General features: G+C 40.4%; 21 protein-coding genes. 18 read left to right on the top strand and 3 right to left on the bottom strand.

Annotated elements, in window-relative coordinates:
• Positions 1-6 precede the first annotated feature (6 nt).
• From ablB to ACNQFZ_RS09910, 11 genes are all read left to right on the top strand, one after another.
• Entirely contained in the window at positions 7-888 is an 882-nt protein-coding gene (ablB, locus tag ACNQFZ_RS09960; protein ID WP_458415096.1) for a putative beta-lysine N-acetyltransferase, read from the top strand.
• A 178-nt stretch (positions 889-1,066) separates the two neighbouring features.
• A complete protein-coding gene (gene kamA / locus ACNQFZ_RS09955; protein WP_458415095.1) occupies positions 1,067-2,521 on the top strand; it encodes a lysine 2,3-aminomutase in 1,455 nt (484 codons plus the stop codon).
• Between the two features lie 4 nt (positions 2,522-2,525).
• Positions 2,526-2,798: a YokU family protein gene (locus ACNQFZ_RS09950; protein WP_458415094.1), complete on the top strand. Its 273-nt coding sequence runs from the start codon at positions 2,526-2,528 to the stop codon at positions 2,796-2,798.
• A 116-nt stretch (positions 2,799-2,914) separates the two neighbouring features.
• A complete protein-coding gene (locus ACNQFZ_RS09945; protein WP_458415093.1) occupies positions 2,915-4,249 on the top strand; it encodes an aspartate aminotransferase family protein in 1,335 nt (444 codons plus the stop codon).
• A 201-nt stretch (positions 4,250-4,450) separates the two neighbouring features.
• On the top strand, positions 4,451-5,152 hold the full coding sequence (locus tag ACNQFZ_RS09940; protein WP_458415092.1) for a CoA transferase subunit A: 702 nt from the start codon (positions 4,451-4,453) through the stop codon (positions 5,150-5,152).
• Positions 5,137-5,799 (top strand): 3-oxoacid CoA-transferase subunit B, encoded by a 663-nt coding sequence (locus ACNQFZ_RS09935; protein ID WP_458415091.1) that lies wholly within the window; start codon positions 5,137-5,139, stop codon positions 5,797-5,799. Before ACNQFZ_RS09940 ends, ACNQFZ_RS09935 begins: the two co-directional genes overlap by 16 nt.
• 82 nt (positions 5,800-5,881) lie before the next feature.
• Complete coding sequence (locus tag ACNQFZ_RS09930) at positions 5,882-7,168, top strand: peptidase (RefSeq protein ID WP_458415090.1); 1,287 nt, start codon at positions 5,882-5,884, stop codon at positions 7,166-7,168.
• A gap of 111 nt (positions 7,169-7,279) precedes the next feature.
• Positions 7,280-8,593, top strand: coding sequence for an aminotransferase family protein (locus tag ACNQFZ_RS09925; RefSeq protein ID WP_458415089.1), 1,314 nt, complete (start codon positions 7,280-7,282; stop codon positions 8,591-8,593).
• Positions 8,594-8,716: 123 nt separating this feature from the next.
• Positions 8,717-10,429 carry a methyl-accepting chemotaxis protein gene (locus ACNQFZ_RS09920; protein ID WP_458415088.1) on the top strand — a complete coding sequence of 571 codons (1,713 nt, stop codon included), beginning with the start codon at positions 8,717-8,719 and terminating at the stop codon, positions 10,427-10,429.
• A 110-nt stretch (positions 10,430-10,539) separates the two neighbouring features.
• The gene (locus ACNQFZ_RS09915; RefSeq protein ID WP_458415087.1) at positions 10,540-11,394 is read left to right on the top strand and encodes a hypothetical protein; all 855 of its coding nucleotides are present in this window, start codon (positions 10,540-10,542) and stop codon (positions 11,392-11,394) included.
• Positions 11,395-11,398: 4 nt separating this feature from the next.
• Positions 11,399-12,061, top strand: a complete 663-nt coding sequence (locus ACNQFZ_RS09910) for a L,D-transpeptidase family protein (protein ID WP_458415086.1) — start codon at positions 11,399-11,401, stop codon at positions 12,059-12,061.
• A 23-nt stretch (positions 12,062-12,084) separates the two neighbouring features.
• On the opposite strand, the gene ACNQFZ_RS09905 is transcribed toward ACNQFZ_RS09910, so the two are convergent.
• Together ACNQFZ_RS09905 and ACNQFZ_RS09900 are read right to left on the bottom strand one after the other, a co-directional pair.
• The gene (locus tag ACNQFZ_RS09905; RefSeq protein WP_458415085.1) at positions 12,085-12,480 is read right to left on the bottom strand and encodes a secondary thiamine-phosphate synthase enzyme YjbQ; all 396 of its coding nucleotides are present in this window, start codon (positions 12,478-12,480) and stop codon (positions 12,085-12,087) included.
• 74 nt (positions 12,481-12,554) lie between these two features.
• Positions 12,555-13,559, bottom strand: coding sequence for a DUF3231 family protein (locus ACNQFZ_RS09900; protein ID WP_458415084.1), 1,005 nt, complete (start codon positions 13,557-13,559; stop codon positions 12,555-12,557).
• Between the two features lie 296 nt (positions 13,560-13,855).
• Between ACNQFZ_RS09900 and ACNQFZ_RS09895 the strand changes: the two genes are divergently transcribed.
• Positions 13,856-14,533, top strand: coding sequence for an NAD(P)H-dependent oxidoreductase (locus ACNQFZ_RS09895; protein WP_458415083.1), 678 nt, complete (start codon positions 13,856-13,858; stop codon positions 14,531-14,533).
• Positions 14,534-15,193: 660 nt separating this feature from the next.
• Here the strand turns inward: ACNQFZ_RS09895 and ACNQFZ_RS09890 are convergent.
• On the bottom strand, positions 15,194-16,135 hold the full coding sequence (locus ACNQFZ_RS09890; protein WP_458415082.1) for a nuclease-related domain-containing protein: 942 nt from the start codon (positions 16,133-16,135) through the stop codon (positions 15,194-15,196).
• 213 nt (positions 16,136-16,348) lie between these two features.
• Between ACNQFZ_RS09890 and ACNQFZ_RS09885 the strand changes: the two genes are divergently transcribed.
• From ACNQFZ_RS09885 to ACNQFZ_RS09860, 6 genes are all read left to right on the top strand, one after another.
• Entirely contained in the window at positions 16,349-19,225 is a 2,877-nt protein-coding gene (locus ACNQFZ_RS09885) for a 2-oxoglutarate dehydrogenase E1 component (protein WP_458415081.1), read from the top strand.
• Complete coding sequence (gene odhB, locus ACNQFZ_RS09880; RefSeq protein WP_458415080.1) at positions 19,218-20,576, top strand: 2-oxoglutarate dehydrogenase complex dihydrolipoyllysine-residue succinyltransferase; 1,359 nt, start codon at positions 19,218-19,220, stop codon at positions 20,574-20,576. The genes ACNQFZ_RS09885 and odhB overlap by 8 nt, the downstream gene beginning before the upstream one ends.
• A gap of 93 nt (positions 20,577-20,669) precedes the next feature.
• Positions 20,670-21,515: an MBL fold metallo-hydrolase gene (locus tag ACNQFZ_RS09875; RefSeq protein ID WP_458415079.1), complete on the top strand. Its 846-nt coding sequence runs from the start codon at positions 20,670-20,672 to the stop codon at positions 21,513-21,515.
• A gap of 430 nt (positions 21,516-21,945) precedes the next feature.
• Entirely contained in the window at positions 21,946-23,139 is a 1,194-nt protein-coding gene (locus ACNQFZ_RS09870; RefSeq protein ID WP_458415078.1) for a polysaccharide deacetylase family protein, read from the top strand.
• Positions 23,140-23,333: 194 nt separating this feature from the next.
• A complete protein-coding gene (locus ACNQFZ_RS09865; protein ID WP_458415077.1) occupies positions 23,334-24,350 on the top strand; it encodes an acyltransferase family protein in 1,017 nt (338 codons plus the stop codon).
• 377 nt (positions 24,351-24,727) lie between these two features.
• The gene (locus ACNQFZ_RS09860; RefSeq protein ID WP_458415076.1) at positions 24,728-25,642 is read left to right on the top strand and encodes a polymorphic toxin type 17 domain-containing protein; all 915 of its coding nucleotides are present in this window, start codon (positions 24,728-24,730) and stop codon (positions 25,640-25,642) included.
• Positions 25,643-25,650 lie beyond the last annotated feature (8 nt).

The following is a 25,650-nucleotide window of genomic DNA, read 5'->3' as shown; positions in this document are numbered from 1 at the left end:
GAGATCATGAAGGAAACTTACGAAACGAAAATATTAAAAACTTCCCATTATTCCATTCAGCTTTACATTGATTATTTTAATAAACGCCTTCGTGTTGATGATTATCGCGGCAATATCAACAGGATTGTTCCCGAGTTGCACCACCAAATGGAGAGCTTCAAATTTACGAAGCTTATTTTCTATACAAGGAATGAGCATTGGCAATGGCTACTTTCACAAGGTTTTGAATTAGAAGGAGTCATCAATGGCTTTTTTAATGGCTCGGATAACTATATCATGACACATTACAGAGAAGCTGATAGGCGGACCAGCACAAGTTGGCTTCAGGAAGACGCTATTATTCAAGCAATTTATGAAAAAGGTAAGAAAACAGAGGAAGCAGCGATTCCTTCTTATTACCGTTTTCGAAAAGCTGAAGTCGAGGATGCAACAAGGCTGGCGGAACTCTATGGTACCGTGTTTTCCATATATCCAACACCAATGAATCATCCTGAATATGTAGCAAAAGTGATGAAGAGCGGGACTTGTTTTTATGTTGTTGAACGTGAAGATAAAGACAAAGCTGAAAGTGGCGGCAAGCTGGTTAGCGCAGCCTCAGCTGAAATTAATCAGGCCCTACATCATGCTGAACTAACAGATTGTGCAACTTTGCCAGAGCACCGCAAGTATGGGTTAATGAAGAAATTGCTTTTACAGCTTGAAAATGATTTGAAGAATAGCGGTATTTATTGTGCATTTTCTCTTGCGCGAGCCCTTTCATATGGGATGAATGCAGCCTTTTTTCAACTTGGATATCAATATCATGGGCGCTTAACGAATAATTGTTATATTTTTCATAACAAATTAGAGGATATGAACGTTTGGGTGAAGGATTTAGCAGCAGATTGATGCTGATTTTTTGGCACAGTGCTAACTATCTGGCACACCCAGGCCAGTCAATGTGCTGAAAATTCAGCAATGAGGTTGGATGCTTTTTTTTAAAAAGAATTATTATTACCCCTTTTTATATGTTGGCATAAAACTTGCATATATAAACTGTAAAACGTAATCAAAGGGGGAAACTGAGATGCTTCATGATTTATATAAGCCATCAAGGCATTGGAAGGATATCGAGCTTTGGAAGGACGTTTCAGAGGAACAATGGAATGATTGGATTTGGCAGTTAACAAATACGATACGGACACTTGATGATTTAAAAAAGGTGATTGACCTTACACCTGAAGAAGAAGAAGGCGTTAGAATTTCCACAAAAACAATTCCACTAAATATTACCCCATATTATGCATCATTAATGAATCCTACAGATCCAAGATGCCCGGTAAGAATGCAGTCTGTTCCAGTTGGAAAGGAAATCTACAAAACAAAATATGACTTGGAAGATCCATTGGAAGAAGATGAGGATTCACCAGTAGCCGGTTTAACTCATCGTTATCCGGATAGGGTGCTATTTCTAGTCACCAATCAATGTTCCATGTATTGCCGTTATTGTACGCGCCGCCGTTTCTCAGGACAAATCGGGATGGGTGTTCCGAAAAAACAGATTGACGGGGCCATTGACTATATCCGCAATACACCGGAGGTCCGGGACGTTCTCCTTTCTGGAGGTGACGCCTTATTAATTAACGATAATATTCTTGAATATATTATTAAGAACTTACGAGCAATCCCACATGTTGAAATCATACGAATCGGAACAAGAGCCCCAGTTGTTTTTCCACAACGAATCACTGAAAACCTCTGCAATATTCTAAAAAAATATCATCCCGTTTGGCTCAATACCCATTTCAACTCACCAATTGAAATCACCGAAGATTCAAAGCGTGCCTGTGAAATGCTGGTCAATGCAGGCGTCCCGGTAGGCAATCAATCTGTGATCCTTGCCGGTATTAATGATAGCGTCCCAATCATGAAAAAGCTTATGCACCAACTCGTGAAAATCCGTGTCCGCCCGTATTATATCTACCAATGCGACCTATCAGAAGGAATTGGCCACTTCCGAGCCCCAATTTCAAAAGGGATTGAAATTATTGAAGGACTGCGCGGACATACATCTGGATATGCCGTCCCCACCTTTGTTGTTGATGCACCAGGCGGTGGTGGAAAAATTGCTTTGCAGCCTAATTATTTACTATCACAAAGTCCAACCAAAACGGTGCTCCGCAATTTTGAAGGAGTCATTACCACTTATCCGGAGCCGGAAAATTATGTGGCCGGACGGGCAGATGACTATTTTAACGAAGTATTCCCAGGCCTCATCAGTGCACCATCAAGGGTTGGAATTACCTCCTTAATGAATGATGAACAATTAAACTTTGTTCCGAAGTCACTGCAACGCTATAATCGCCGCGAAAACTTCAAACAAAATCCAAACTATTCAACGTTAAAACAAAAACGGGAAAAGCGCGATGAATTGAAAGAGAAAAAGTACCAAGCCCTATTGGAAAAGCATGGGGAAAAACATGGGGACGGTTCTTCTGTTTCCCTAATAATTACCAATCAGGAAAAGGAAGAAAAGGAGTGAAAAAATGAATTGTGAATGGTGTGAAGCGCCAAGTGCACAAGAAACAACATGTACCGTATTTTGGGAGCTTCCAGATGGTTCACGGGCCATAGAAATCACTAATACTCCGGGAATTACCTGTAATTCATGCGGGATGGAATATCAGTCGGAAAAGATTATCGAGGAAATAGAAGATCAATTGATTCTAATCGACACAAAACAAATTGGCAAAATAATTACGTACGATGCATTAATGGCCATTCCGCGATTATTAAAAAGGAATTATTTTAGATCCTGAAATGGAACAAGAGAACCGTCCCCTTGTTCTAAAATCTGAAGGAATGGTCGATGGGATGCGGGTATGATCTCGTGTTCCGTTTACTTCATTGTTTCCACAGAAAGAAGGGAAAGTTTATGGAGCGTTCATTGTTAATCAAGCCAATGATGAATGAGTTTTATCCAACAGTCAGTCATGGTGATGGAATTTACCTTTTTGATGATAATGGAAAAAAATATATTGATGGCTGCTCAGGAGCAGTCACGGCAAGCTTAGGCCATGCGAATCCTGAAATCATTCAGGCTATGCATGGGCAGGCGGAAAAAGTCTCTTTTGTTTATCGCTCACAATTCACATCTGAGCCGGCGGAAAGGCTTGCCCAAAAATTAAACGACCTTATTAATGCCGATGAAGATTATTGGTCTTTTTTTGTTAATAGCGGCTCAGAGGCTGTGGAAACTGCAATGAAGATGGCAATTCAACACTGGCAAGAGCAAGGGAACTATCGGAAAAATAAAATTTTATCAAGATGGATTAGTTATCATGGTATCACCATGGGGGCCTTATCGTTATCAGGCCACGTGAAACGAAGGGAACGGTTTGTTCATCTATTAGAGGACTGCCCTACTGTAGCCCCATCCTATTGCTACCGTTGTCCTTTTGGACAAAAGTATCCAGATTGTCAGTTATTTTGTGCAAGTGATTTGGAAACAGCAATTGAGCGCGTAGGTGCTGATCAGATTGCAGCTTTTATTGCGGAGCCAATAGTCGGAGCTGCAGGTGGTGTGATGGTTCCGCCGGAGGGCTATTACCAAAAAATTAGAGAAATTTGCGACCGCCATCATATTTTGTTTATTGCTGATGAAGTCATGACAGGTCTAGGCAGAACCGGTAGGATGTTTGGCTTGGACCACTGGGGCGTGAAGGCGGATATCATTGCCCTTGGAAAAGGACTTAGTGCCGGTTACACACCGATTGCAGCTGCACTCGCTAATGAAAAAGTGATGACTCCTATTTTAAAAGGGTCCAATTCAATTATGAGCGGCCACACACTGAGTGCCAATCCTCAATCAGCAGCAGCGGCGCTTGCTGTTCTTACTTTTATTGAAAAAAATAATCTAGTAGAGCAAGTGAAGGAAAACGGAGATTATTTACTGCAAAAGTTAAAGGATGAATTAGGAAGCTCTACCGTGATTGGCGACATTCGCGGTAAGGGTCTTATGATTGGCATTGAATTTGCTGCAGATGTAAAAACAAAGCAACCATTCTCAAGCAGCTTCCAGATTACGAAAAAAGTGATTGATACGGCAAAGGAAAAAGGACTATTGATATATCCCGCCTCAGCAGGGAAAGAGGGGGTACAAGGAGATGCCATCATCATCTCGCCGCCTTTTATTATTAAAAGGCAGGAGATTGATCAACTTGTTGCGGTTTTGAAGGAAACTGTAGGTGAGATTGAAAGTGATGGGTAGGGTGTAGCAGCGTACTGGGATCAGGTGATTAAGCAAGGAAGCGGGCACGCGACAGAGTCTCACGTACCCGGAAAAGGCGCTGAAACGGGGAAAAGGTAACGCAAGAGCACCTCACGTACCCGGAAAAGGCGCCGAAACGGGGAAAAGGTAACGCAAGAGCAATTAAGCTTGTGCTTCAATAATAGGAGAGGAGGAACAACAATGCGAACCCCTCCACGGAGATTAATAAACAAGGTCGTAAGCATGGAGGATGCCCTCACCTTTATAGATAATGGTTGCACCCTTATGTTTGGCGGCTTTGGTGGGGTTGGGAACCCACCCACTTTGATCAATGAAATTATCAAAAAAGGTGTAAAAGATTTAACGTTAATCGGAAATGATACCGGATTTCCGGATATTGGAATCGGACGAATTGTAAGTCGTGGCCTGGCGAAAAAGATAATCGCTTCCCATATTGGCTCCAATCCAATAGCCGGTCAATTGATGATGGAAGGTAAAATGGAGGTGGAGTTTTCACCTCAAGGGACATTAATGGAACGAATTCGAGCAGGTGGAGTTGGCCTTGGCGGCATTTTAACAGATATCGGTCTTGATAGCATGGTGGCAGAAGGTAAACAAAAGATAAGCGTAAATGGAACTGAGTATTTGCTTGAAACAGCCCTAACGGCTGATGTCGCGGTAGTCTACGCAAAAAAAGCAGATACATTCGGCAACTTAATCTATGAAACTAGTGCCAGAAATACAAATCCGTTGGTCGCGATGGCGGGAATATGTACCATTGCCGAGGTTGAGGAAATTGTGGAAGTGGGTGAACTGAATCCAGAGGAAATTATTACACCGGGCATTTACGTTGATCGAGTTGTCAAAAGCAAAGGGGTCGATTGGAAATGGGCATGGGAGTAGATATTCGCAATCGAATCGCCAAACGAGCTGCAAAGGAAATAAAAGATGGAATGATTGTGAATTTAGGAATTGGAATTCCATCTTTAGTACCCAATCATCTTCCAAAGGATATCCATGTGATGTTTCATGCGGAGAATGGAATTTTGGGAATTGGGAAGTCCCCGGAAAAAGGGTTTGAGGACCCTACACTTTGTAATGCAGGTGGGTTTCCAGTGACGACTGTGCCAGGAGCTTCCTTTTTTGATAGTGCTATGGCTTTTGGTATGATTCGTTCCGGAAATATAGATTTGACAATCCTTGGTGGGCTTGAGGTCAGTGAAAAAGGCGACCTTGCGAATTGGATTGTCCCTGGTAAAAGAGTCCCTGGAATTGGTGGGGCCATGGAACTTGCGAACAAAGCGAAAAGAGTCATTGTGTTAATGAATCATTGTAATAAAAAAGGAGAGCCAAAACTGCTAACAAACTGTACATTGCCATTAACAGCGAAGGCATGCGTCAGTTTAATTATAACGGATATGGCAGTAATTGAAGTGACCGACAAAGGCTTGCTTTTAAAAGAAGTAATGGCACCATTCAAGGCAGATGATGTGATTTCCAAGACGGATGCACCTCTTATGGTATCTGAGTACTTGGAGATTATTCATTAGTGGTAAACTCCCTTTTTGGTAAAAAATAGGGAAACAGAAAGAACCGTCCCCACTGTTTCCCCCGCGAAAGGAGGCTTTAACTTTGGCTGAACAGCGAAATTTGTTAAAAGATCAAATTCACGAGTGGCTGGAAGCAAACCGGGAGAGTGGAATCCAGCTTTTGCAAAGATTAGTGCAAGCCGACAGTACACAAGGAAACGAGCAAAAGGCGCAGGGAATTGTCATAGAGGCATTGCAAGCGATTGGCTTGCAGGTTGATTGTTGGGAGCCAGGAGGGAACGAGTTAATCGAACATCCCTACTTTGTTTCGCCGCGTAATGAATTTAAAAATAGCCCTAACGTTGTAGGAATTAAAAAGGGAATAGGTGGTGGTCGTTCTCTTATTTTAAATGGTCATATTGATGTTGTACCAGAGGGCGACCCGGAGCAATGGGATGATTATCCTTATAGTGGAAAAGTGGTGGAGGGAAAATTGTATGGGCGCGGTGCCACAGATATGAAAGGTGGAAATGTATCGCTTTTATTAGCATTATCAGTCCTTCAACATTTAGGCATCAACCTTAAAGGTGATGTGTTTTTTCAAAGTGTTGTTGAAGAAGAAAGTGGCGGCTCCGGGACATTGTCGGCGATTTTACGTGGTTATAGGGCAGATGCAGCCATCATTCCGGAGCCGACCAACTTAAGAATTTTTCCAAAACAGCAAGGGTCGATGTGGTTTCGTATCCATATTAAAGGCCGTGCAGCCCATGGGGGCACAAGATATGAAGGTGTCAGTGCAATCGAAAAGGCGCTTGTCGTTGTTGAACATATTAACAAACTTGAACAGCTCCGAAATGACAGAATTACAGACCCACTCTATAGCAGGGTGCCCATTCCTATTCCGATTAATATTGGCAAAATGGAAGGTGGAAATTGGCCATCATCGGTACCAGATGATGTTAAGTTAGAGGGACGGATGGGCGTATCTCCTGAAGAAACAATGGAAGCTGCAAAAAATGAAATGGAAGGCTGGCTTCAATCCTTATCAGGGGTTGATCCTTGGTTTGAAGACCATCCGGTGGTGCTCGAATGGTTTGGGGCAAGATGGGTACCCGGGAAGATAGACCTCGAACATGTGCTTATGAACAAATTGATAACGAACTATAGAGAGCTTACAGGTGAAGAGCCAACTGTGGAGGCGTCACCTTGGGGGACTGACGGAGGCCTCCTTACAAAAGTAGGGGCAACACCAACAATCGTGTTCGGCCCCGGCGTAACAGAAAAGGCCCATTATCCAAATGAATATATTGAAATAAATAGCGTGTTTAAAGCTGCAGAGATTATCGCCCTCACCATTATCGATTGGTGCGGGCTAAGCGAGATAAGTTAGTCGAAATGGAACAAGCGAGTTGTCCCTTTGTTGTTTCATTTGGAAAAAAGTAGGGAAACGGGAGAACCGTCCCCAATGTTTTCACGCGTTTCCTCCACAGGGGTGATTACAATGGCAAAAAAAAAGGGTGATTTTGACCAATTGCAGGAATGGGATAAAAAGTATTTTCTTCATCCGACATCTTCGGTAAAGGAACAGCAGGAATTTGGTCCAGCGTTTATCTTTACAAAAGGGAAAGGAATTTACCTCGAGGACCATAAGGGGAAGACAATGATTGATGGGATGTCCTCCCTTTGGAATGTAAATATTGGTCATGGAAGAAAGAAATTAGCCAAAGCGGCCGGGGAGCAGATGAAAATGCTTGCCTATAGCTCCTGCTTTGGAACCTTTAGTAATGAACCTGCGATTACCTTAGCGAAAAAGATAGCAGACTTGGCCCCAGCACCTTTAACAACTACATTTTTTACTTCCGGCGGATCGGAGGCAAATGATACGGCCTATAAACTTGCCCGCCATTATTGGATTTTAAAAGGAAAACCAGACCGCAAAAAAATCATTTCACGAACAAAATCTTATCATGGTGTTTCAATGGGAGCCACAAGCGCAACAGGGTTGAAGGGTTTTCGGGAATTTACAAGATCATTAGCACCGGATTTTTGCTTTGTTGATCATTTAAGTGCGGAGGCTCTGCGCCAACTAATAGAAGCGGAAGGTCCTGAGACCATTGCAGCATTTATTGCCGAGCCGGTACAAGGTGCGGGTGGTGTTCATGTTGCTCCGGAAAACTATTTTACAGAAGTACGGGATATTTGTAATGAGTACGGTATCTTATTCATTGTAGATGAGGTCATTACCGGGTTTGGGCGAACAGGAAAATGGTTTGGAATCGAGCATTATAGTGTAACGCCAGATATGATGTGTTTTGCCAAAGGAATCACAAGTGGGTATGCCCAGCTTGGCGGTGTGATGATTTCAGAACAAATGCATAATGATTTCAAGGAACTTTCGCAAGGCACATTATTACATGGCTATACGTATAGTGGGCATGCAACAGCATGTGCGGTTGGCTTAAAAAACCTTGAAATCGTTGAAAAAGAAAATCTTGTTAAAAATGCAAAGGCGAGAGGCGAAGAATTACTGGAAGGTCTTAAACAAATTCAAAGGGAAAGCAAATCTATTAGCCAAGTGCGGGGTCTAGGACTCATGGCCGCCGTGGATTTTACAAGCGAAAATCACGGGCAGCCTCTTTCTCCCATTATTTTTAAGGAAGCGGCCAATCAAGGACTTATCTGCAGAGCTGTTACCCTTGATGGACAGGATATCATTGTGCTGGCACCACCATTAATCATTACAAAAGGGGAAGTTCAAAAGGTGATCCAACTGCTTACTAAATCAATCAAGAAGGTAGAAAGAGGTTTTATTTAACAAAGGGGCCAATAAACAACAAAAATGGTTAAGGGTTGATACAATTGGAAGTACTCCGATATAATGGAGCAGCATAGTTCAATATTACTGATTATAATCAAACTCATTAAGTCGGAGGTCCCAATGAAAAGTTTGCAGACACGGATGATGGTGATATTTTCCTTATTATTTCTTTTATTTAGTATTCTATTAAGCTGGCAAATCTACAATTCAGCTACAAAATTAATTGTAAAAACTGTTGGTTTGCAAGCACAAAATATTGCAGAACGGGCGGAGAAAATAATCGATATAGAACGTTACAAGGAAATTACTCCTGAAAATGGACCGAATGATTACTATATAATGCTTCGCAAACAACTAAATGAAATCAAACAAACGAATGGACTAAAGTATTTATATACAATGAATCGCACGAAGAAGAATAGCGGATATCAGTACTTTTATGTCGTTGATGGCTATCAGTTGGAATCTGATAAAGCGTCTCAGCTTGGAAAAGTTGAAGAAAACCACTACGATAATTTAATCAAAGCATTTGAAACAAAAAAGCCACAATACGGTGATTTAAGTAAAGATGAATATGGTGCAACAGTGACTGCTTATGTGCCGATTATTGACCAAAATGCTGCTGTTGTAGGTGTGATAGGGGCAGATTTTAATGCTGATAACATATATCAGCTCATGCAGAAGGAAAAACGGAAGGCAATGCTTACAACCGGGGCTATTTTGCTGATTGGATTGCTCATTATTTTTACTTTGGCACGTTATTTATTGCAACCGTTACGACAGCTAATGGTGCAGATAAAGAAAGTGCAAACTGGTAACTTTACTGAACTTTTAGAGACAAAACGCAACGATGAAATTGGTGAATTAACAGTATCGTTTAATGACATGATTCAAGGGCTTAAAGGTATGATATTGGGAATCTCAAAAGGTTCGAAAGAGTTACATCAATCCTCACAGGCACTATTTAAAAGTTCCACCTATGTAACGGAAACTTCATCTGAAGTAAATGAAAAAGTTATTTCGCTAACGACAGGGTCTAAACGACAGTTGGAAATCGTTGAGGATGCTGTGGCAACGATTACGGAAATGTCAACGGGAATTGAAGCGATTGCGGGAAACCTTGATGAAGTAGCAAGTTCTTCACAAGTAGCAACGAAGTCATCTGAAGAAGGAAAAAAACAAATAGATCAGGTTATTTCGCAAATGAATACTATTTATAGCGCACAAGAGGATTCATCAAGGGTTATTCAGGACCTTGACCAAAAGTCGAAAGAAATTGGTCAAATTGTTGATACGATCACAGGAATTGCAAATCAAACCAATTTATTAGCTTTAAACGCAGCCATTGAAGCAGCAAGAGCAGGAGAGCATGGCAAGGGATTTGCCGTTGTTTCTGAAGAAGTGCGTAAATTGGCAGAGGAGTCTGGAAAAGCTGCTGACAAAATTTCGCAGCTAATAGAAGAAATACAAGCAAAAACCGAAACGGCGGTAAACACCATTGACCATAGTTCAAAGGAAGTGGAATCAGGGACAAAAATCATCGCTAGTTCTGGAGAGGCATTTTATGAAATCATTAATTCCATTCAAGCAATATCGGATCAAATCAATTCAATAACAGTTGCTACAGAAGAACTGGCATCTGGAAGCACACAAATAGTAACTGTTATAAAAGAAGTAAAAGACATTGCGAAACAATCTGTTAAAGCAACGGAGGATTTTGCCGAAGTCATCAATAATCAAGAGGCATTGGTGCAGGAGTTAACGGCTTCAACTCATCAAATGAATCGTTTGGCGGATGATTTAGCAGGGCTTGTAAAAGTATTTCGAGTATAAAATGAGCGGGAGATAATCCTGCTCTTTTTTATTGTTTTTTAAAATTTCAAAAATATACCATCATGAACCGAATCCCGATTGAAAAAACTAATCGGTGAGGGGGAAAATTGATGAATCTGAAATATGTATTTCTTTATTTTTGTATACTAATTTTCATGCTACCTTTAAAAATATCTGCCTCATCAACAGATGATTATGAAGATCAGAATCAGCCAATCAGCTTTATGATTGAATTATTGCCATGGGAGGAAGTCAATGATATTTTACCGAAGTATGCAATTTTTACCATCATTGACGTTGAAACCGGTCTTTCATTTAACGTACAGAGGAGAGCGGGAAGTCGCCATGCTGATGTTCAGCCATTAACTGTTAAAGATACAAAGGTTATGAAAAAAATTTACAGTGGAAAATGGAGCTGGAATCGAAGGGCCATTCTTGTAGTGAAAGACGACCAAATTATTGCTGCCTCCATGCATGGGATGCCCCACGGTGCTGGAGCATTAAGAAATGGCTTTCCAGGCCATTTTTGTGTCCACTTTTGGGAAAGTACAACACATGGACGAGGAAAAATGGACCCGTCTCATCAATTCATGATCTTAAAATCTGCCGGAAAGCTTGACTATTACTTCAAAAACGTCGATCCATACACATTAGTTCATGTATTTGCTTTAGCTGTTAATAACCATGATAAACGATTTTTAAGTGAAACGATTGCTAAAAATGAGTTTAATGATAAATTGACAAATAAAATGATGAAAGACGTTTCTTATTTTAGCATAATAAAATCACCTGAAGTTGCGAATAGAAGTGTAAAAAATCCATTCTTAATTGAGGTTCCTGTAAAGGTTGAATTTTCAACTAAAAGTAAGGGGAAAACGAAGAAATATATGAACTTTTTAATAAGAAGGGACAGCGTATCAGACAGGTGGTATATCGAGGGACAAAATATTTTGAAGGAGCTATAGGAACATGACGATTAAAGGGAGGTTACCCAATGTACTTTTAATAATTATGATGTTGGTGTTTTCATCTGAGGTCGCCAATGGTAAAGCTTCAGATGAAATACGTATTAAAGTGGACCTTTGGGAACAACAGCTTTACCTTATAAAAGGAGATAAAATCATTAAACAGTATAGGGTCGCACCTGGCACAGAGGAAAAGCCTACGCCGATAGGTACATTCATTATTAATGATAAATCAAGATCTTGGGGAGGCGGCTTTGGGACCCGTTGGATGGGCTTAAATGTACCGTGGGGAATGTTTGGCATCCACGGCACAAACAAGCCTTGGCTGATTGGCAAGAATGTCAGTAGCGGCTGCATTCGGATGCGAAATGAAGATGTTGAAGAATTATTTGAGCTGGTAGAGGAAGGAATTACAGTTGAAATAAAGGGGCCTATTACAGGTATTGGCAAAGGCGAATTTAAAAATTTATCGCTCGGTTCAAAAGGGAATTTAGTTCTTTTAATCCAACAAAGGCTGAAGCTATTGGGCTATTATCATGGTAACATCAATGGTATTTTTAATAAGGAAACGGAGAGGGCAGTAAAATCCCTCCAAGTGGCGAATGACTTGCCATCAACAGGAGGAATTACCGAACGGGAGTATTTATTATTAGGAATCTTGGAGTAGTGGCGGGGAAACGTCTTTTTTTGTTATAAAATTTTCACAAAAAAGTTTCTTGTCCGTGGCCCATCAAACTCACAAAAGTATATTCCCTGCCAGGCGCCCAACAATAGCCTTCCGTTAGTGACAATCACATGCTGTGATACCCCAACCGTACTTGCTTTTAAATGTGCGGCGGTGTTGCCCTCAAAATGGCGGTCTAGCTCATGTTCCCAGGGGTATACCTCATCGAAACGGCGAAGCATATCACGTTTCACGTCCGGATCGGCATTTTCATTAATTGTTATCCCTGCTGTTGTGTGCGGACAATAGATAATCACCGCGCCCTCTTGGATAGTATGCTCTTTAATAAAATTTTGAACGTCTTGCGTAATATCCATGATTTGATCACGTTTCGTGGTCGTTAGCGTGAATTTTTTCAGCATCGTATCCTTCCTTTCTTTTTTAATATCCTAATTTTACCATAAAAAAACGGCTGTTGTTCAGCCATTTCATACGTTCATTCTTTTATTAATTTATCTCGGTCGCTTGCTTGCGGAGGCTCTTCCATCCAGCCATGCTTGATCATGATATTGGCGCCATCCTCAAGGTATAGGGCAATCTCTGGGATTAAGGTAGCATATTTTAAACTTAAATCCCGTCTCGGACTAGCCGCCATTGCAAGGCCGTAATAGCCAATGCCAGTTGCAATCATCGCTGAAACATGATAAAGCAGAAGTTTATCTGAAAAGACTGGTACGGTTGAATTGGTAATCGCAGCATCCCAACTCATCGGTGTTGGTATATTTTCATCTCTTAAGAAGGTACTGAAAATATCGATATGCTTTTGCGCTATTTCTATTCCTCTTACAAAGAAACGCTTAATTTCCTCTGATTGAGCTGTTTGGGCAAGTCCAGTAATCAGTGCTTTTCCAATCGCGTTTGTTTGTACATTAAAAAATAAGTGAGTAATCTCTATGGATGTGAATGCTCTCTTATTGCCGAAAAATCCTGCCAGAAAGTGTTGTTTTTCCACAAAATCAACTTTCTCTTGATTCGCCAAACTCGGGGACCTCACGTATGTACCTTGCTTTAACATTAAATCGCGGGTTAAATCCAGCAAATGAACGGCCTTTTCCAAAACTCTCTTATGGAAAGAAATGACATCACTACGTGTAGCAAGTCCGATTGCCGAACTGTTTGCCCCCATTGCGATAATAGCCATATGGCGTAAATACATTAACAAAAAAGAATCGGAAAAGAGTTTAGGAGCATTAATATCCACATCTCCATCATTAAATCCCATTGGGATTGGAAATTTTTCTTTTATAAAAATATCCTCCATAATGGAAATATTCTCTTTAGCGGTATCCAACGTCCATTCAACAATAGGACGCACTTCCTCATCCTCAACCTTTGCTAAAAAATATCTGTTCACACATGTAGCTAACGTATCATTCATATACTGCGACCAAAGGGAGGACATTTCTGCAGCAGTTAACGGAATTTCGGTTTTATCTTTCAATTTGCTACCTCCATTATATATCCAACTTTTTCTTAAATTTCCCTTTTTTTATTTTAAATATGTATTTAAAGAAATTTACTCCAATTTATTATTAAATGTAAGTATTGCCCGTTGCACATGGGTTTTGTTGGTTATTTGACTTGGGTATTCATTAAATAAATGTTTAATTAATGGGTTATGCAAATATCGTGGGGGCATGTTATAAAGGGAATCACGGAATTTTACGAATAACCATCTTTTGTTTTATATTTTAGAGTAGGAAGAAAATATTAGTTTTGGAAAGCATGGTGAAGATAATGACGGATAAGGAACAAATAAAGAAAGAAATATTGAAAGCTTATCATTTTAGACATGCAACAAAGCAATTCGATCCAAATAAACAAGTCCCTGAAGATGATTTTCACTTTATTCTAGAGACAGGCAGGCTATCACCGAGTTCATTTGGGACTGAACCATGGCGTTTCGTTGTGGTGCAAAATCCGGAGCTTCGCGAGAAAATTAAAAATACATCATGGGGAGCCTTTGGAAAGCTACCTGAAGCCAGCCATTTTGTTTTATTTTTAGCGAGAAAGAAAATAGATATAAAATATGATTCAGACTACTTGAAAAATCATTTTTTAACGATAAAACAAATGCCGGAAGATCATTTGGTAAGATATCTTAGCAGAATCGAGGAATTTCAGAAATCAGATTTCAACTTGCTTGAGGGTGAGCGCTCCTTATTTGATTGGGCGTGCAAGCAAACATACATTGCGCTTGGAAATATGATGACTGCCGCCGCGCAAATTGGAATTGACTCCTGTCCGATTGAGGGCTTTGACATGGAGAAAATGAATGAGCTATTGGAAGAGGAAGGGTTGACCGAGGATGGGCATTTCGGTTTATCTGTTATGGCGGCATTCGGGTATCGTGTCAGCGATCCGGCGCCCAAGACGCGCCGGCCATTTGATGATGTCGTGAAGTGGGTGGAGTAAAGGGAGTTTTTTGGGGGGATTGATAACCTCCCCTAGGCTGGAATATGGTAAAAGTCACACAATAAGGAACACAAGGGGGTCTCGTGTACCCGGTTCGGTGGAAAAAGGGCGAACCCGGTAACGCAAGGGGATCTCGCGTGCCCGCTGCCAAGGAAAAAGAGCGGGTCCGGTAACGCAAGGGGATCTCGCGTGCCCGCCGACAAGGAAAAAGAGCGAGCCCGGTAACGCAAGGGGATCTCGCGTGCCCGCCGACAAGGAAAAAGAGCGAGTCCGGTAACGCAAGGGGTTCTTGCGTGCCCGCCGACGAGGAAAAAGAGCGAGTCCGGTAACGCAAGCCGGTCTCGCGTACCCGCCGACAAGGAAAAAGAGCGAAACCGGTAACGCAAGGGGGTCTCGCGTGCCCGCCGACAAGGAAAAAGAGCGAGTCCGGTAACGCAAGGGGTTCTCGCGTGCCTGCCGACAAGGAAAAAGAGCGAGTCCGGTAACGCAAGCCGGTCTCGCGTACCCGCCGACAAGGAAAAAGAGCGAAACCGGTAACGCAAGGGGGTCTCGCGTGCCCGCCGACAAGGAAAAAGAGCGAAACCGGTAACGCAAGGGGGTCTCGCGTGCCTGCCGACGAGGAAAAAGAGCCACACAATCATGTAAAGAAAGTAATATTATTTAATTTTTCTTAAGATCTTCATAATAAGAGTACTTTCCATGCATCACTAGCTGATAATTATTAGCAAGCACTTTTCTAATAATCTTTTTTGAATTAATTATTTTACACCAGTCTTGAATAGTGCTCACCGTAATCCTTCTTTCAGGAAAAAGCATCCTAAACTCCTTCACGCTCCGCAATACTGCACTGTCAACTTCCTCTATACACCCACATTTATTACATACAATTCTTTTTGCTGAAATAGGTACATCATGAATGATGGAGGAACAAGAAGCACAGATTATTCCCTTCTTCAGCTCTTTATACTTATATTCAGGTACACGTGTGTAGGGTGATTCTTTAAGTTGGTTTGAAATTAATTGATTTGCCAGCTTCATGACGGAATCTCTTGGTTTTGTGGTGGATTTCGTATAGAGGTTGTCCATAAATCGGTTGATTTGTGTTGGGAAAATTAAAGGCAATTTTAGTGGTGTTTGGTATAAATAAAAGTCGGGATTTACAAAGACAACGTGAGATGTAATGGGAGTTTTTGATGTAATGTAGCCAAAGTCTTGCAGTAATCGGCGGAATTGAGTTTCGTTGCGGTCGAGTTGATGTAGTGGATTTTTTATTTCCTTTCCGGACTTTGAATACCATCTATCTTTCTCAATGTAATAATCATCCTCATAATTTTTTACTTCGAAAAGATGAATGGCCTCGTTGGAGAATACGGCTGAATCAATTTGAAATATGGTATTGTTAATTTCAAACAATAAATCATTTAAAACAATCCAATCATCTGATAGATGGCTTAACCATTTTTCATCAAAGTACTTTTCACCTTCGAATCCCTTTTCAAGATTGGCGTAATAGTTCAGCTCCTTTTCGGCTAAGCCGCTTCTTGTGTGCAAAGATTTGAGCAGTAGTAGTTCCTTTGATTCTCCACGGTGTTTCATGATCATGTACTTCATCTCCTTATTCAATTTTGTTTATAATTTTACAGAATATTCAATATTTCAACAAGATAAAAAGTGAAAAATGTCAACAAACAGCAAAAAGTAAATACAAATAAAAAATTGACGTACATCAAAGATACTTTCATCACCGTTTTCTATACTTTAAATAAAGATAAATATAAAAAAGTAATGAATAACACAAATTAGGGGATGTGGACCATGAAAAATAGCAAACAACAAGAGGTTTGGGAAAAGTTTTATGGACCCAATATTGGATATATCTATGAACAATATGAGCAGTACTTAGAAAATCCAGACGCGATTGACCCAGCGATGAAAGCTTTATTCGATGAATCAGGGTCACCAAGTTCAATCAAATCACCAAGTTTAGATAATCAATCACAACAAGCAACTACTGTGGCACAACAACAACAGCTGGATTTTAAAAAAATATCCGCAGCATGGAAGCTGTTAAAAAATATTCGGATATTCGGGCATTTAGCGGCAGACCTAAATCCTATAAAGCTACTTCAGCCTCACCGCCGCCCAAATGACACTCATTTTTTAAATATAGAATCAAACAACCTTACAAAAAAGGATTTGCTCGAAATGCCAGTCACCTACCTTTGGGAGGATGCGCCGCCCCACATCCACAATGGCTGGGAGGCTTATCAATTTTTAAAGAATGCTTATTCTGGAAAAGTCGCTTATGAATTTGAGCATATTCATGATGAAGAGGAGCGGAAATGGCTTGAGGACTTTGTGGAACAAAAAGGTGTTCAACGCCACTATTCTGATAATCAACGAATTACATTATTGAATCGTTTAATTCAGGTGGATAACTTTGAAAGATTTTTGCATAAAACATTTGTCGGCCAGAAAAGGTTTTCGATTGAAGGCCTGGATATGGTAGTACCGATGCTTGACAAGGTAATTGAGGAAAGCGGGAAGGACAAAACAGAGAATATCATGATTGGTATGGCACATCGCGGCCGCCTAAATGTCCTGGCACATGTGCTCGGGAAACCGTATGAACGTATTTTTTCCGAATTTCATCATGCACCAAATAAAGAGCTTGTTCCGTCTGAGGGATCAACGGGTATTAATTTTGGTTGGTCAGGTGATGTAAAATATCATCTTGGAGCGGAGCACGATGTCGAAGGTGTGCCAAACCATCGTACGATTCATATAAGGTTGGCAAACAACCCAAGCCATCTGGAATTCGTGAATCCGGTTGTCCTCGGGATGACACGTGCATCACAGGAGAATCGCCAAGAACACGGAATTCCAAAGCAAAATAAAGAAACGGCGCTGGCTGTTTTGATTCATGGCGATGCGGCGTTTCCAGGTGAAGGCGTCGTAGCTGAAACTTTAAATGTAAGCAGGCTAAAAGGGTATGATACAGGAGGCACTATTCATATTATTGCCAATAACATGATTGGCTTTACAACAGATTATGATGATTCAAGGTCTACAAGGTATGCAAGTGACCTTGCAAAAGGCTATGAAATTCCAATCATTCATGTGAATGCTGATGACCCGGAAAGTTGCCTTGATGTGATTGTATTTGCTAATGAATATCGTAAAAAATTCCATAAGGACATCCTACTTGATCTGATTGGTTATCGAAGATATGGCCACAATGAAATGGATGATCCTGCTGCTACTCAGCCACAGCTTTACGAAATAATAAGTCAGCACAAACGGATTGCTGAAAAATACGGAAGTGAGTTAGTTGCCAAAGGTATACTATCTGAAAAGGCTGTTCATGAAAAAATAGAAGACAATATGAAGGACTTGCAACAGGTGTATGAGGAGTTTGCCAAAAATGAAAAACCAAAAACACCAATGATTCCAAGAATCGTTGTGGAGGGAGTTCCTAGTGTTGATACAGCTGTTTCTAAAGAGTTTTTAGAAAAGGTGAATAAAAGCTTATTAAACCAGCCATCTTCATTTACGGTCTATCCTAAATTAGAGCGTATATTAAATAGAAGAAACACGGCATTATCCAGCGAAAATAAAATTGATTGGGCTTTAGCAGAATCGTTGGCTTTCGCGTCTATTTTGGCTGACGGCATCCCAATCCGCTTGACAGGTCAGGATAGTGAGCGGGGAACATTTGCCCATCGTCACCTTGTGCTTCACGACTACAAAACGAATGAACGATTGGTTCCTTTGCAAAATATTCCGGAAGCCAAGGCAGCTTTTTCAATTTATAACAGTCCATTATCAGAAGCGGCCGTACTGGGCTATGAATACGGTTATAGTGTGAAAGCACAAGATGCCCTTGTTTTGTGGGAGGCTCAATTCGGTGATTTCGCTAATGCGGCCCAGGTACTCATTGATCAATTTATTTCATCAGGATATGCAAAATGGGGGCAAAAGTCGAGCTTGGTTATGCTTCTTCCACATGGTTACGAGGGGCAGGGATCCGAGCATTCAAGTGCACGACTAGAGCGTTTTCTTGAATTATCAGCAGAAAACAATTGGATTGTCGCCAATGTCACAAGTGCGTCCCAATATTTTCATCTGTTACGGCGACAAGCCTTATTAATAGGAACAGAGAGTGCTAGACCGCTTGTTTTAATGACACCTAAAAGCTTGCTTCGTCACCCTCTAACAGGATCTTCAAGCGCAGACCTAAGTAATGGAAGATTTTTACCATTACTTGAACAAGAGGGAACGGGAAGGAATACTGAAAAAGTGAAAAGACTGATTCTATGCAGCGGCAAAGTGGCCATTGATTTAGCAGCCGGGCTCGAGCAATTGCCAAGTGAGCAAGTGGAGTCCTTGCATATTGCCCGCGTCGAACAGCTTTATCCATTTCCGAAAAAAGAAGTAGAGGAACTGATCACACGCTTCTCAAATCTCGCTGAGGTCGTGTGGGTTCAAGAGGAGCCTCGAAATATGGGACCATGGCCAGTCATTCAGACTAATCTAGCTGAGACTATAGATAAACATATTGAAGTTAGATATATAGGGCGACAGAAGAAATCAAGTCCTGCAACAGGTGACCCAATCATTCATAAACAGGAGCAAAATATGATTATTCAAGATGCATTACAGTTCGGGAAAGGCGGGGAGAATAATGACTGAAATCATCGTACCAGAACTAGCAGAGTCATTGACAGAAGCAACGATAGCGGAATGGCTAAAACAAGAAGGGGAGCATATTCAAAAAGGGGAGCCCCTTGTGGAGCTTGAAACAGATAAGATTAACCTAGAGATGAACAGTGATTACAGTGGAGTCATCAAACAATTTTTATTTAAGCCAGGAGATGTTGTCCAGGTAGGGCAAGTTATTGCGATTTTGGATGAGAATGAATCTCAGTCTATTGAGGAAAATAAAACCGATGAAGATACTACCGCAAAAGCAAGCAAGGAAAAGAATGATGCCGGAAGCGAGAAAGATATTCAAGAAATTGAAGAGCCTAAAGCAAATGAAGATTACGAAAGTACGGGTAAAAAGCAAACGATTGCTGCTTCTCCAGCAAACGAAGATCACGAAAGCACAAGTAAAAAGCCTGCAATTGCTTCTCCGGCCGCCCGCAAAAAGGCTAGAGAATTGGGCGTTGATTTATCTGAAATTCCATACAAGGATCCTCTTGGAAGAGTAAGAGTGGAAGACGTTGAAGTCTATCAAGAGTCACAGTCACAACTGCAAAAAGAAACCCGGCGCGATCAACAAGAAAAAACTGTTGCTAGCGAACAAAAAAGCGAAATTATGATGGGTGGGCAGGAAAATCAGATTGAAAGACTGAAAATGTCAAGACGGCGCCAAACCATTGCTACTAGATTGCTAGAAGCCCAGCATAATGCAGCAATGCTGACAACGTTCAATGAGGTGGATATGACCGCTATCATGGATATTAGAAACCGCCGTAAAGAATCTTTTTATAAAAAACACAGCGTTAAGCTCGGCTACATGTCCTTTTTTACAAAAGCAGTGCTTGGTGCATTGAAAGAATTCCCATTCTTAAATGCCGAAATTAAAGGTGATGAAATCCTACTTAAGAAGTTTTACGATATTGGGATTGCCGTTTCAACGGATGACGGATTGGTCGTTCCGGTTGTTCGCAGTGCAGATCGCTTAAGCTTTGCTGGAGTTGAAAAAGAAATTGAGGTTTTATCGAATAAAGCCAGAACGAAATCGCTTGGCTTGCAGGATTTGCAAGGAGGCACGTTTACGATTACAAATGGCGGTACCTTTGGTTCACTTTTATCAACGCCAATCCTTAATACACCACAAGTTGGCATACTCGGAATGCACAAAATTCAAAAACGTCCGGTTGTCATCGACGATCACGATACAATTGCCGTTCGGCCGATGATGTATCTTGCTCTTTCCTATGACCATCGTATTGTTGATGGGAAAGAGGCCGTCCAATTTTTAGTAAAGATAAAAGAATTATTAGAAAGTCCAGAGGATCTGTTATTGGAAGGATAATGTGGAGCAATCTCCTGAATACAAAAACTATACAAATAGTTGTTCCGCTAAACGGGATAATAATAATGAGTGAAAAAAGTTCAGGGGGTTGCTATGGATAAAGAAATGAGCTATGGCAGTGATTATAAGTTTATTCCGGCAACATCAATTGGAAGTGGCGTAACAATACAAATGTTGCCGGATTTGTTTTCCCATACGATTCAAATTGTCAACGTTGTCTTTGTGGGAAATCCTGAAAGTGGAGACTTTGTTTTAGTTGACGCGGGTATGCCCAATTCAGCAGATGAGATTATTGCTGTTAGTGAGGAAAAGTTTGGTGCAGGCAATCGTCCGAAAGCGATTATTTTAACCCATGGCCATTTTGATCATGTTGGCGCGATTATTGAATTGATTGAGCACTGGCAAGTTCCGGTTTATGCCCATGAGTTGGAGCTGCCATATTTGACAGGACAGAAAGGCTATCCGAAGCCTGATTCAACTGTAGAAGGCGGGATGGTCGCCAAAATGTCACCGCTATTCCCAAATGAGCCTATAAATTTAGGAACTCATATTGAAAAATTGCCGTCAGATGGATCCGTCCCTTTTATGGAAGGTTTCCGTTGGATTTTGACCCCAGGCCACACGCCGGGACATGTTTCATTTTTCAGAGACAGTGACAGGGCTTTAATCGTGGGAGATGCCTTTGTGACAGTAAAACAGGACTCACTTTATAAAGTATTTACGCAAGAACAAGAAATAAATGGTCCGCCGAGATATTTAACGACAGATTGGAAGGCTGCAAAGGAATCCGTTATAAAACTGGAAGAGTTGAAACCGGCAGTTGCCATTACAGGTCATGGCTTGCCAATGTCGGGGGATTTGTTGGCAACAAGTTTAGAGGAGCTAGTCCGAGACTTTGACAGTATTGCCGTTCCAGACTATGGGAAGTACCTTAATTAAACATTTATTTAAAACAAGTCCGTGTCATCTGGATGATGATGCGGTCTTTTTTTGTGCAAATATATTGATTCCATCAGCTGCTTATTGTGCCCGGGTTTGATTGGACAACGTTAATAACTAACGGTTAGATAGACTCCAAAGTTATTAGGCGGACAAACACGAATATAGTCTCACTTCCCTGAAATACCCAGATGTTTATTCGTGTCCGCCTAAAAACTTGCCCTAAATAAAATGTGTGGATTGTTCAATCACTTTAGGGAGCAATAAGCAGTTGATGGAATCCTTTTATGCATGATTAAGGGCATATGTTAGTATACACCCACTTCTGATTATTTGTGTTATGTTCGCCAAATTGTGACATATTCACATTGTAAAATATAGTAAACTAGTAATATATTATGCATATTTCATCAAAGAAAGCAGGGGGCTTATGTTTAGTCATTTCAAACAAACAACTCACATCTTTAGAATTGCTTTGCTTCTTTTACCTTTCCTTCTTTTAGGTACATACGCAAAGGCTGCTCCACCTGACCAGCTTATTTTTATTGCGGTTAATGACGAATTAGTTCAGTTTACCGATGCCAAGCCGGTCACAGCGGGTGGCATCACTTTTGTGCCAGTAAGGTCTCTTGCCGACTTGCTGAATGCTGCCATTTCATATGATGCTGCTGAAGGTTCAGTTACCGTGAGAAAAGACGGCCAATATATGAAAATTTATACGAAGGAAAATATGTTTGAAAATGAGCTGGCTGAAAAGCAACCTATTACGATTAAAATAGTGAATAATCGTACATTATTGCCACTACGATTCATCTCTGAATATTTTCAACTAGAGGTAACGTTTTATGGGCAGGGCCCAATTGCTAGATTAGTAGACAAAAATACGGCCATTCAATATACAGATGAACAAATTTATCTTAATAATAAAGAAAGAATTGAAAGTGATAAACAACAGTGGCAAAAAGAGCATGAAAAACAAGCACCTAAAGCGCCGAAAGTACAGGATACACGCAAAATTGCCTATTTAACCTTTGATGACGGACCAAATGAAAAGACGGATACAATTCTTGATATATTAAAAAAATATGATGCAAAGGCAACGTTTTTTATGATCGAGCCGAAAGCACGAAAATACAAAGGGGAAGTGGAGCGGACGGTTGCGGAGAAACATGCGATTGCCTCCCATAGTGTGACCCATGACAAAAAGAAAGTTTACAGCAGTCCTGAAGCCTTGCTGAAAGAAATGAATACAACCAGGGCCACTTTGGCTTCCATAACCGGAATCGATAGCCATTTAATACGGGTTCCATATGGAAGCAAGCCTTATTTGAAAAAAGAATTTCGCGATATCTTAGCGAAGAATGATCTCCAGCTTTGGGATTGGAACGTTGACAGTAATGATTGGCGATTTTCGTCTGACAAGATTATTTCAACAGTGGAAAATCAAGTGAAAAATCTAAAAAAGCAAAACAGGACACCGATTATCCTGTTCCACAATCAGGAAAGCAGCGTAGAAGCATTGCCGGTCATTATTGAATTTTTGAAAGCGGAGGGGTATACTTTAAAGGCTTATGACCCTGAGCATCACTTTATGGTGAATTTCTGGAATGACGAGCGAATTTAGTATATAAATCCTATCCAGGAGTAACAACGGGGCTTGATTCAAGCAAATGAATCAGCCTCTTTTTATTTTACCCGGAAGATTCCAATGCTTATCCGTAATTTTTAATAATTTATACGGAAAGCCTTGGAACTTCGATGTTGGAAATATATACTAATAAGTTATAGTGTGTTTTATTTTTTGGAGGTCTTTTTTTAATGAAAAATCGTGTGTTTTATTATGACAACGCCAAATTTTTGCTTATTTTTCTTGTAGTAATCGGTCACTTTATTACCACCTTTATTGGCAATCAGGTTATTGAGGAGATTTATATTTTTATTTATCTGTTTCATATGCCTGCCTTTATATTACTATCTGGTTTTTTCTCAAAAGGATTTCAAAAGCCGGGTTATGTTTTAAAAATTACGAAGAAAATATTAGTGCCTTATTTTCTATTCCAAATTATTTATTCTTTCTATTATTATGTACTGTTTGATGAGAGTGAGCTTACCATTGCCATTTTCAAGCCGCATTGGTCATTATGGTTTTTGTTAAGTTTATATTGTTGGCATTTGCTTTTATTTGTTTTTACAAAATTTAAATACAGCCTCTTGATTGCGGGCCTACTTGGGCTTGTTGTCGGGTATTTTGATATCATCGGCGGCTATTTGAGTTTATCGAGAACGATTGTGCTGTTTCCGGTATTTCTACTTGGCTATTATATGAAAAAGGAGCATTTTGAAAAGTTGATATCAAAGCAAGGAAAGCTTTTTTCGGCCATTGCCCTCGTAGTGATGCTTTTTGTCATTCATTTCGTTCTGGTTGATATGCCGAAAGAATGGATGTATGGCTCCAAATCACATGCCGACCTTGGTGCCGGCTGGGAAGGTGGCCTGATCCGTCTTCTATATTACGGCTTGAGCTTGCTGATGATTTTTATCTTTTTTGCCTTTGTGCCAAGGAAAGAATTCTTTTTCACGAAGTGGGGCGCACGGACGCTTTATGTCTATCTATTGCATGGCTTTTTCATTCAATATTTCAGGGTAAGCGGCCTTGTTCCATTTATAAAAGAAACACATTCGTATTATCTATTATTGATTTTTGCGATGATCGTGACAGTAGTACTGGTAAGTAAACCTGTTTATATTATTGCTCAGCCACTGCTGGAGCTCCGGGCCGATGGGTTAAAACAACTTTGGAAGCGGGAGACGGTGAAGGAAAGCGGGAAAAATTAGGTTGAGAAAAAATTCTTAACAAATAAAGAAATGTCATTAAGATAGAATTAATTTAAAGCACTTAGTTGCCTGTTAAAGGCGACAAGTGCTTTTTTGCGTTTTAGATTTTTAAAAAATAGTAAATAAGAACGAAAAATTATTCTGCTTTGCAAATAACCTACCTTTTATTTTATTAAACCTTAGGAATTTAGTATGAGAAAAGCGTATAAATATTGAAAAGTATTAAAAGGATAGGATTAGGGTAAGTATAAAGTCTATTTTACATAAATAGGAAAATATGATAGATATTGTATATGGGTTTTTAGGTGGTTAGGCCTGGTCATCAAGAAAAGAATGAACTTAATAGAATAGGAGAAATAGAGAGTAGGTGAATTGTAGTGAATGCAAGAAATAAGTGGTTATCCAAAACTTTTATCTTTATTATGGTTGCAACGCTTATTCTATTTTCAAGTGATTCCATTAAAGTTTTAGCAGAAGGATGGCAAGGTAAGCCCTGGAGCGGAAAAACATGGGAAGGCAAGCCTTGGAGAGGCAATTCGTGGGAGGGAAATCAGTGGGAAGGTAACCCATGGAGCGGTAATACATGGGAGGGAAATCAATGGGAAGGTAAGCCTTGGAGCGGCAACACAACAGAAGGTGAATCCAACCAGGGAAACATGCGGGAAGAGGATTCAATTGATATTGAAAAAAAGGAAACCGGGTCCTCTAAAACGGCTGAAGATAAAAAAGTTACATATCAATTAGATGAAAGTAAAAGCGAAATAAACGGTGATGATGCTGCATCACTTGCTGCTGACTTCACGCCGATAGTAGGAAATTTAAAATCGCTTGTAGAAGTATTTACAGGAAAAGATGTAATTACCGGTGATAAGACAAACCGGGGGTTCGCACTGGCAGGGGTTATACCGGGATTAGGAAATGCAGTAAAAGTAGTAAAAGGCGGAACAAAGGTAGTTAAGGCAATCGATAAGGCGAATGATGTAGCTAAGGGTACGGTTAAATCTATCCCAAGTATAAAATCAGTTATAAAAGGAGCACAACTACCTAATAGTGGAAAGATAAGATATGTACCACCAAGTAATTGGTCACCTTCTCAACCTTTACCTAAAACAAATGGTGGTTATATAGACAAATTCGGTAATGTTTGGATAAAAGGACCATCTAGGACTAAAGGTCAATCTTTTGAATGGGATGTTCAACTTTCAAGAACAGGAAAAAATCAATTAGGACATCTTAGTAGGGATGGGTCACATTTAAATGTGTCATTAGATGGTAAAATAACTCATAAGTAGGTGAATGG

The sequence above is a fragment of the Schinkia acidoalkalinis genome (assembly GCF_054301215.1).
Note: the sequence above shows the minus strand (reverse complement) of the source record. Positions and strands in the feature narration are given on the sequence as shown.

Excerpts from the sequence above, each read along its gene's own strand:
- ablB (WP_458415096.1), top strand. The coding sequence starts at position 7 with ATGAAGGAAACTTACGAAACGAAAATATTAAAAACTTCCCATTATTCC.
- kamA (WP_458415095.1), top strand. The coding sequence starts at position 1,067 with ATGCTTCATGATTTATATAAGCCATCAAGGCATTGGAAGGATATCGAG.
- ACNQFZ_RS09950 (WP_458415094.1), top strand. The coding sequence starts at position 2,526 with ATGAATTGTGAATGGTGTGAAGCGCCAAGTGCACAAGAAACAACATGT.
- ACNQFZ_RS09945 (WP_458415093.1), top strand. The coding sequence starts at position 2,915 with ATGGAGCGTTCATTGTTAATCAAGCCAATGATGAATGAGTTTTATCCA.
- ACNQFZ_RS09940 (WP_458415092.1), top strand. The coding sequence starts at position 4,451 with ATGCGAACCCCTCCACGGAGATTAATAAACAAGGTCGTAAGCATGGAG.
- ACNQFZ_RS09935 (WP_458415091.1), top strand. The coding sequence starts at position 5,137 with ATGGGCATGGGAGTAGATATTCGCAATCGAATCGCCAAACGAGCTGCA.
- ACNQFZ_RS09925 (WP_458415089.1), top strand. The coding sequence starts at position 7,280 with ATGGCAAAAAAAAAGGGTGATTTTGACCAATTGCAGGAATGGGATAAA.
- ACNQFZ_RS09920 (WP_458415088.1), top strand. The coding sequence starts at position 8,717 with ATGAAAAGTTTGCAGACACGGATGATGGTGATATTTTCCTTATTATTT.
- ACNQFZ_RS09915 (WP_458415087.1), top strand. The coding sequence starts at position 10,540 with ATGAATCTGAAATATGTATTTCTTTATTTTTGTATACTAATTTTCATG.
- ACNQFZ_RS09910 (WP_458415086.1), top strand. The coding sequence starts at position 11,399 with ATGACGATTAAAGGGAGGTTACCCAATGTACTTTTAATAATTATGATG.
- ACNQFZ_RS09905 (WP_458415085.1), bottom strand. The coding sequence starts at position 12,480 with ATGCTGAAAAAATTCACGCTAACGACCACGAAACGTGATCAAATCATG.
- ACNQFZ_RS09895 (WP_458415083.1), top strand. The coding sequence starts at position 13,856 with ATGACGGATAAGGAACAAATAAAGAAAGAAATATTGAAAGCTTATCAT.
- ACNQFZ_RS09890 (WP_458415082.1), bottom strand. The coding sequence starts at position 16,135 with ATGATCATGAAACACCGTGGAGAATCAAAGGAACTACTACTGCTCAAA.
- ACNQFZ_RS09885 (WP_458415081.1), top strand. The coding sequence starts at position 16,349 with ATGAAAAATAGCAAACAACAAGAGGTTTGGGAAAAGTTTTATGGACCC.
- odhB (WP_458415080.1), top strand. The coding sequence starts at position 19,218 with ATGACTGAAATCATCGTACCAGAACTAGCAGAGTCATTGACAGAAGCA.
- ACNQFZ_RS09875 (WP_458415079.1), top strand. The coding sequence starts at position 20,670 with ATGGATAAAGAAATGAGCTATGGCAGTGATTATAAGTTTATTCCGGCA.
- ACNQFZ_RS09870 (WP_458415078.1), top strand. The coding sequence starts at position 21,946 with ATGTTTAGTCATTTCAAACAAACAACTCACATCTTTAGAATTGCTTTG.
- ACNQFZ_RS09865 (WP_458415077.1), top strand. The coding sequence starts at position 23,334 with ATGAAAAATCGTGTGTTTTATTATGACAACGCCAAATTTTTGCTTATT.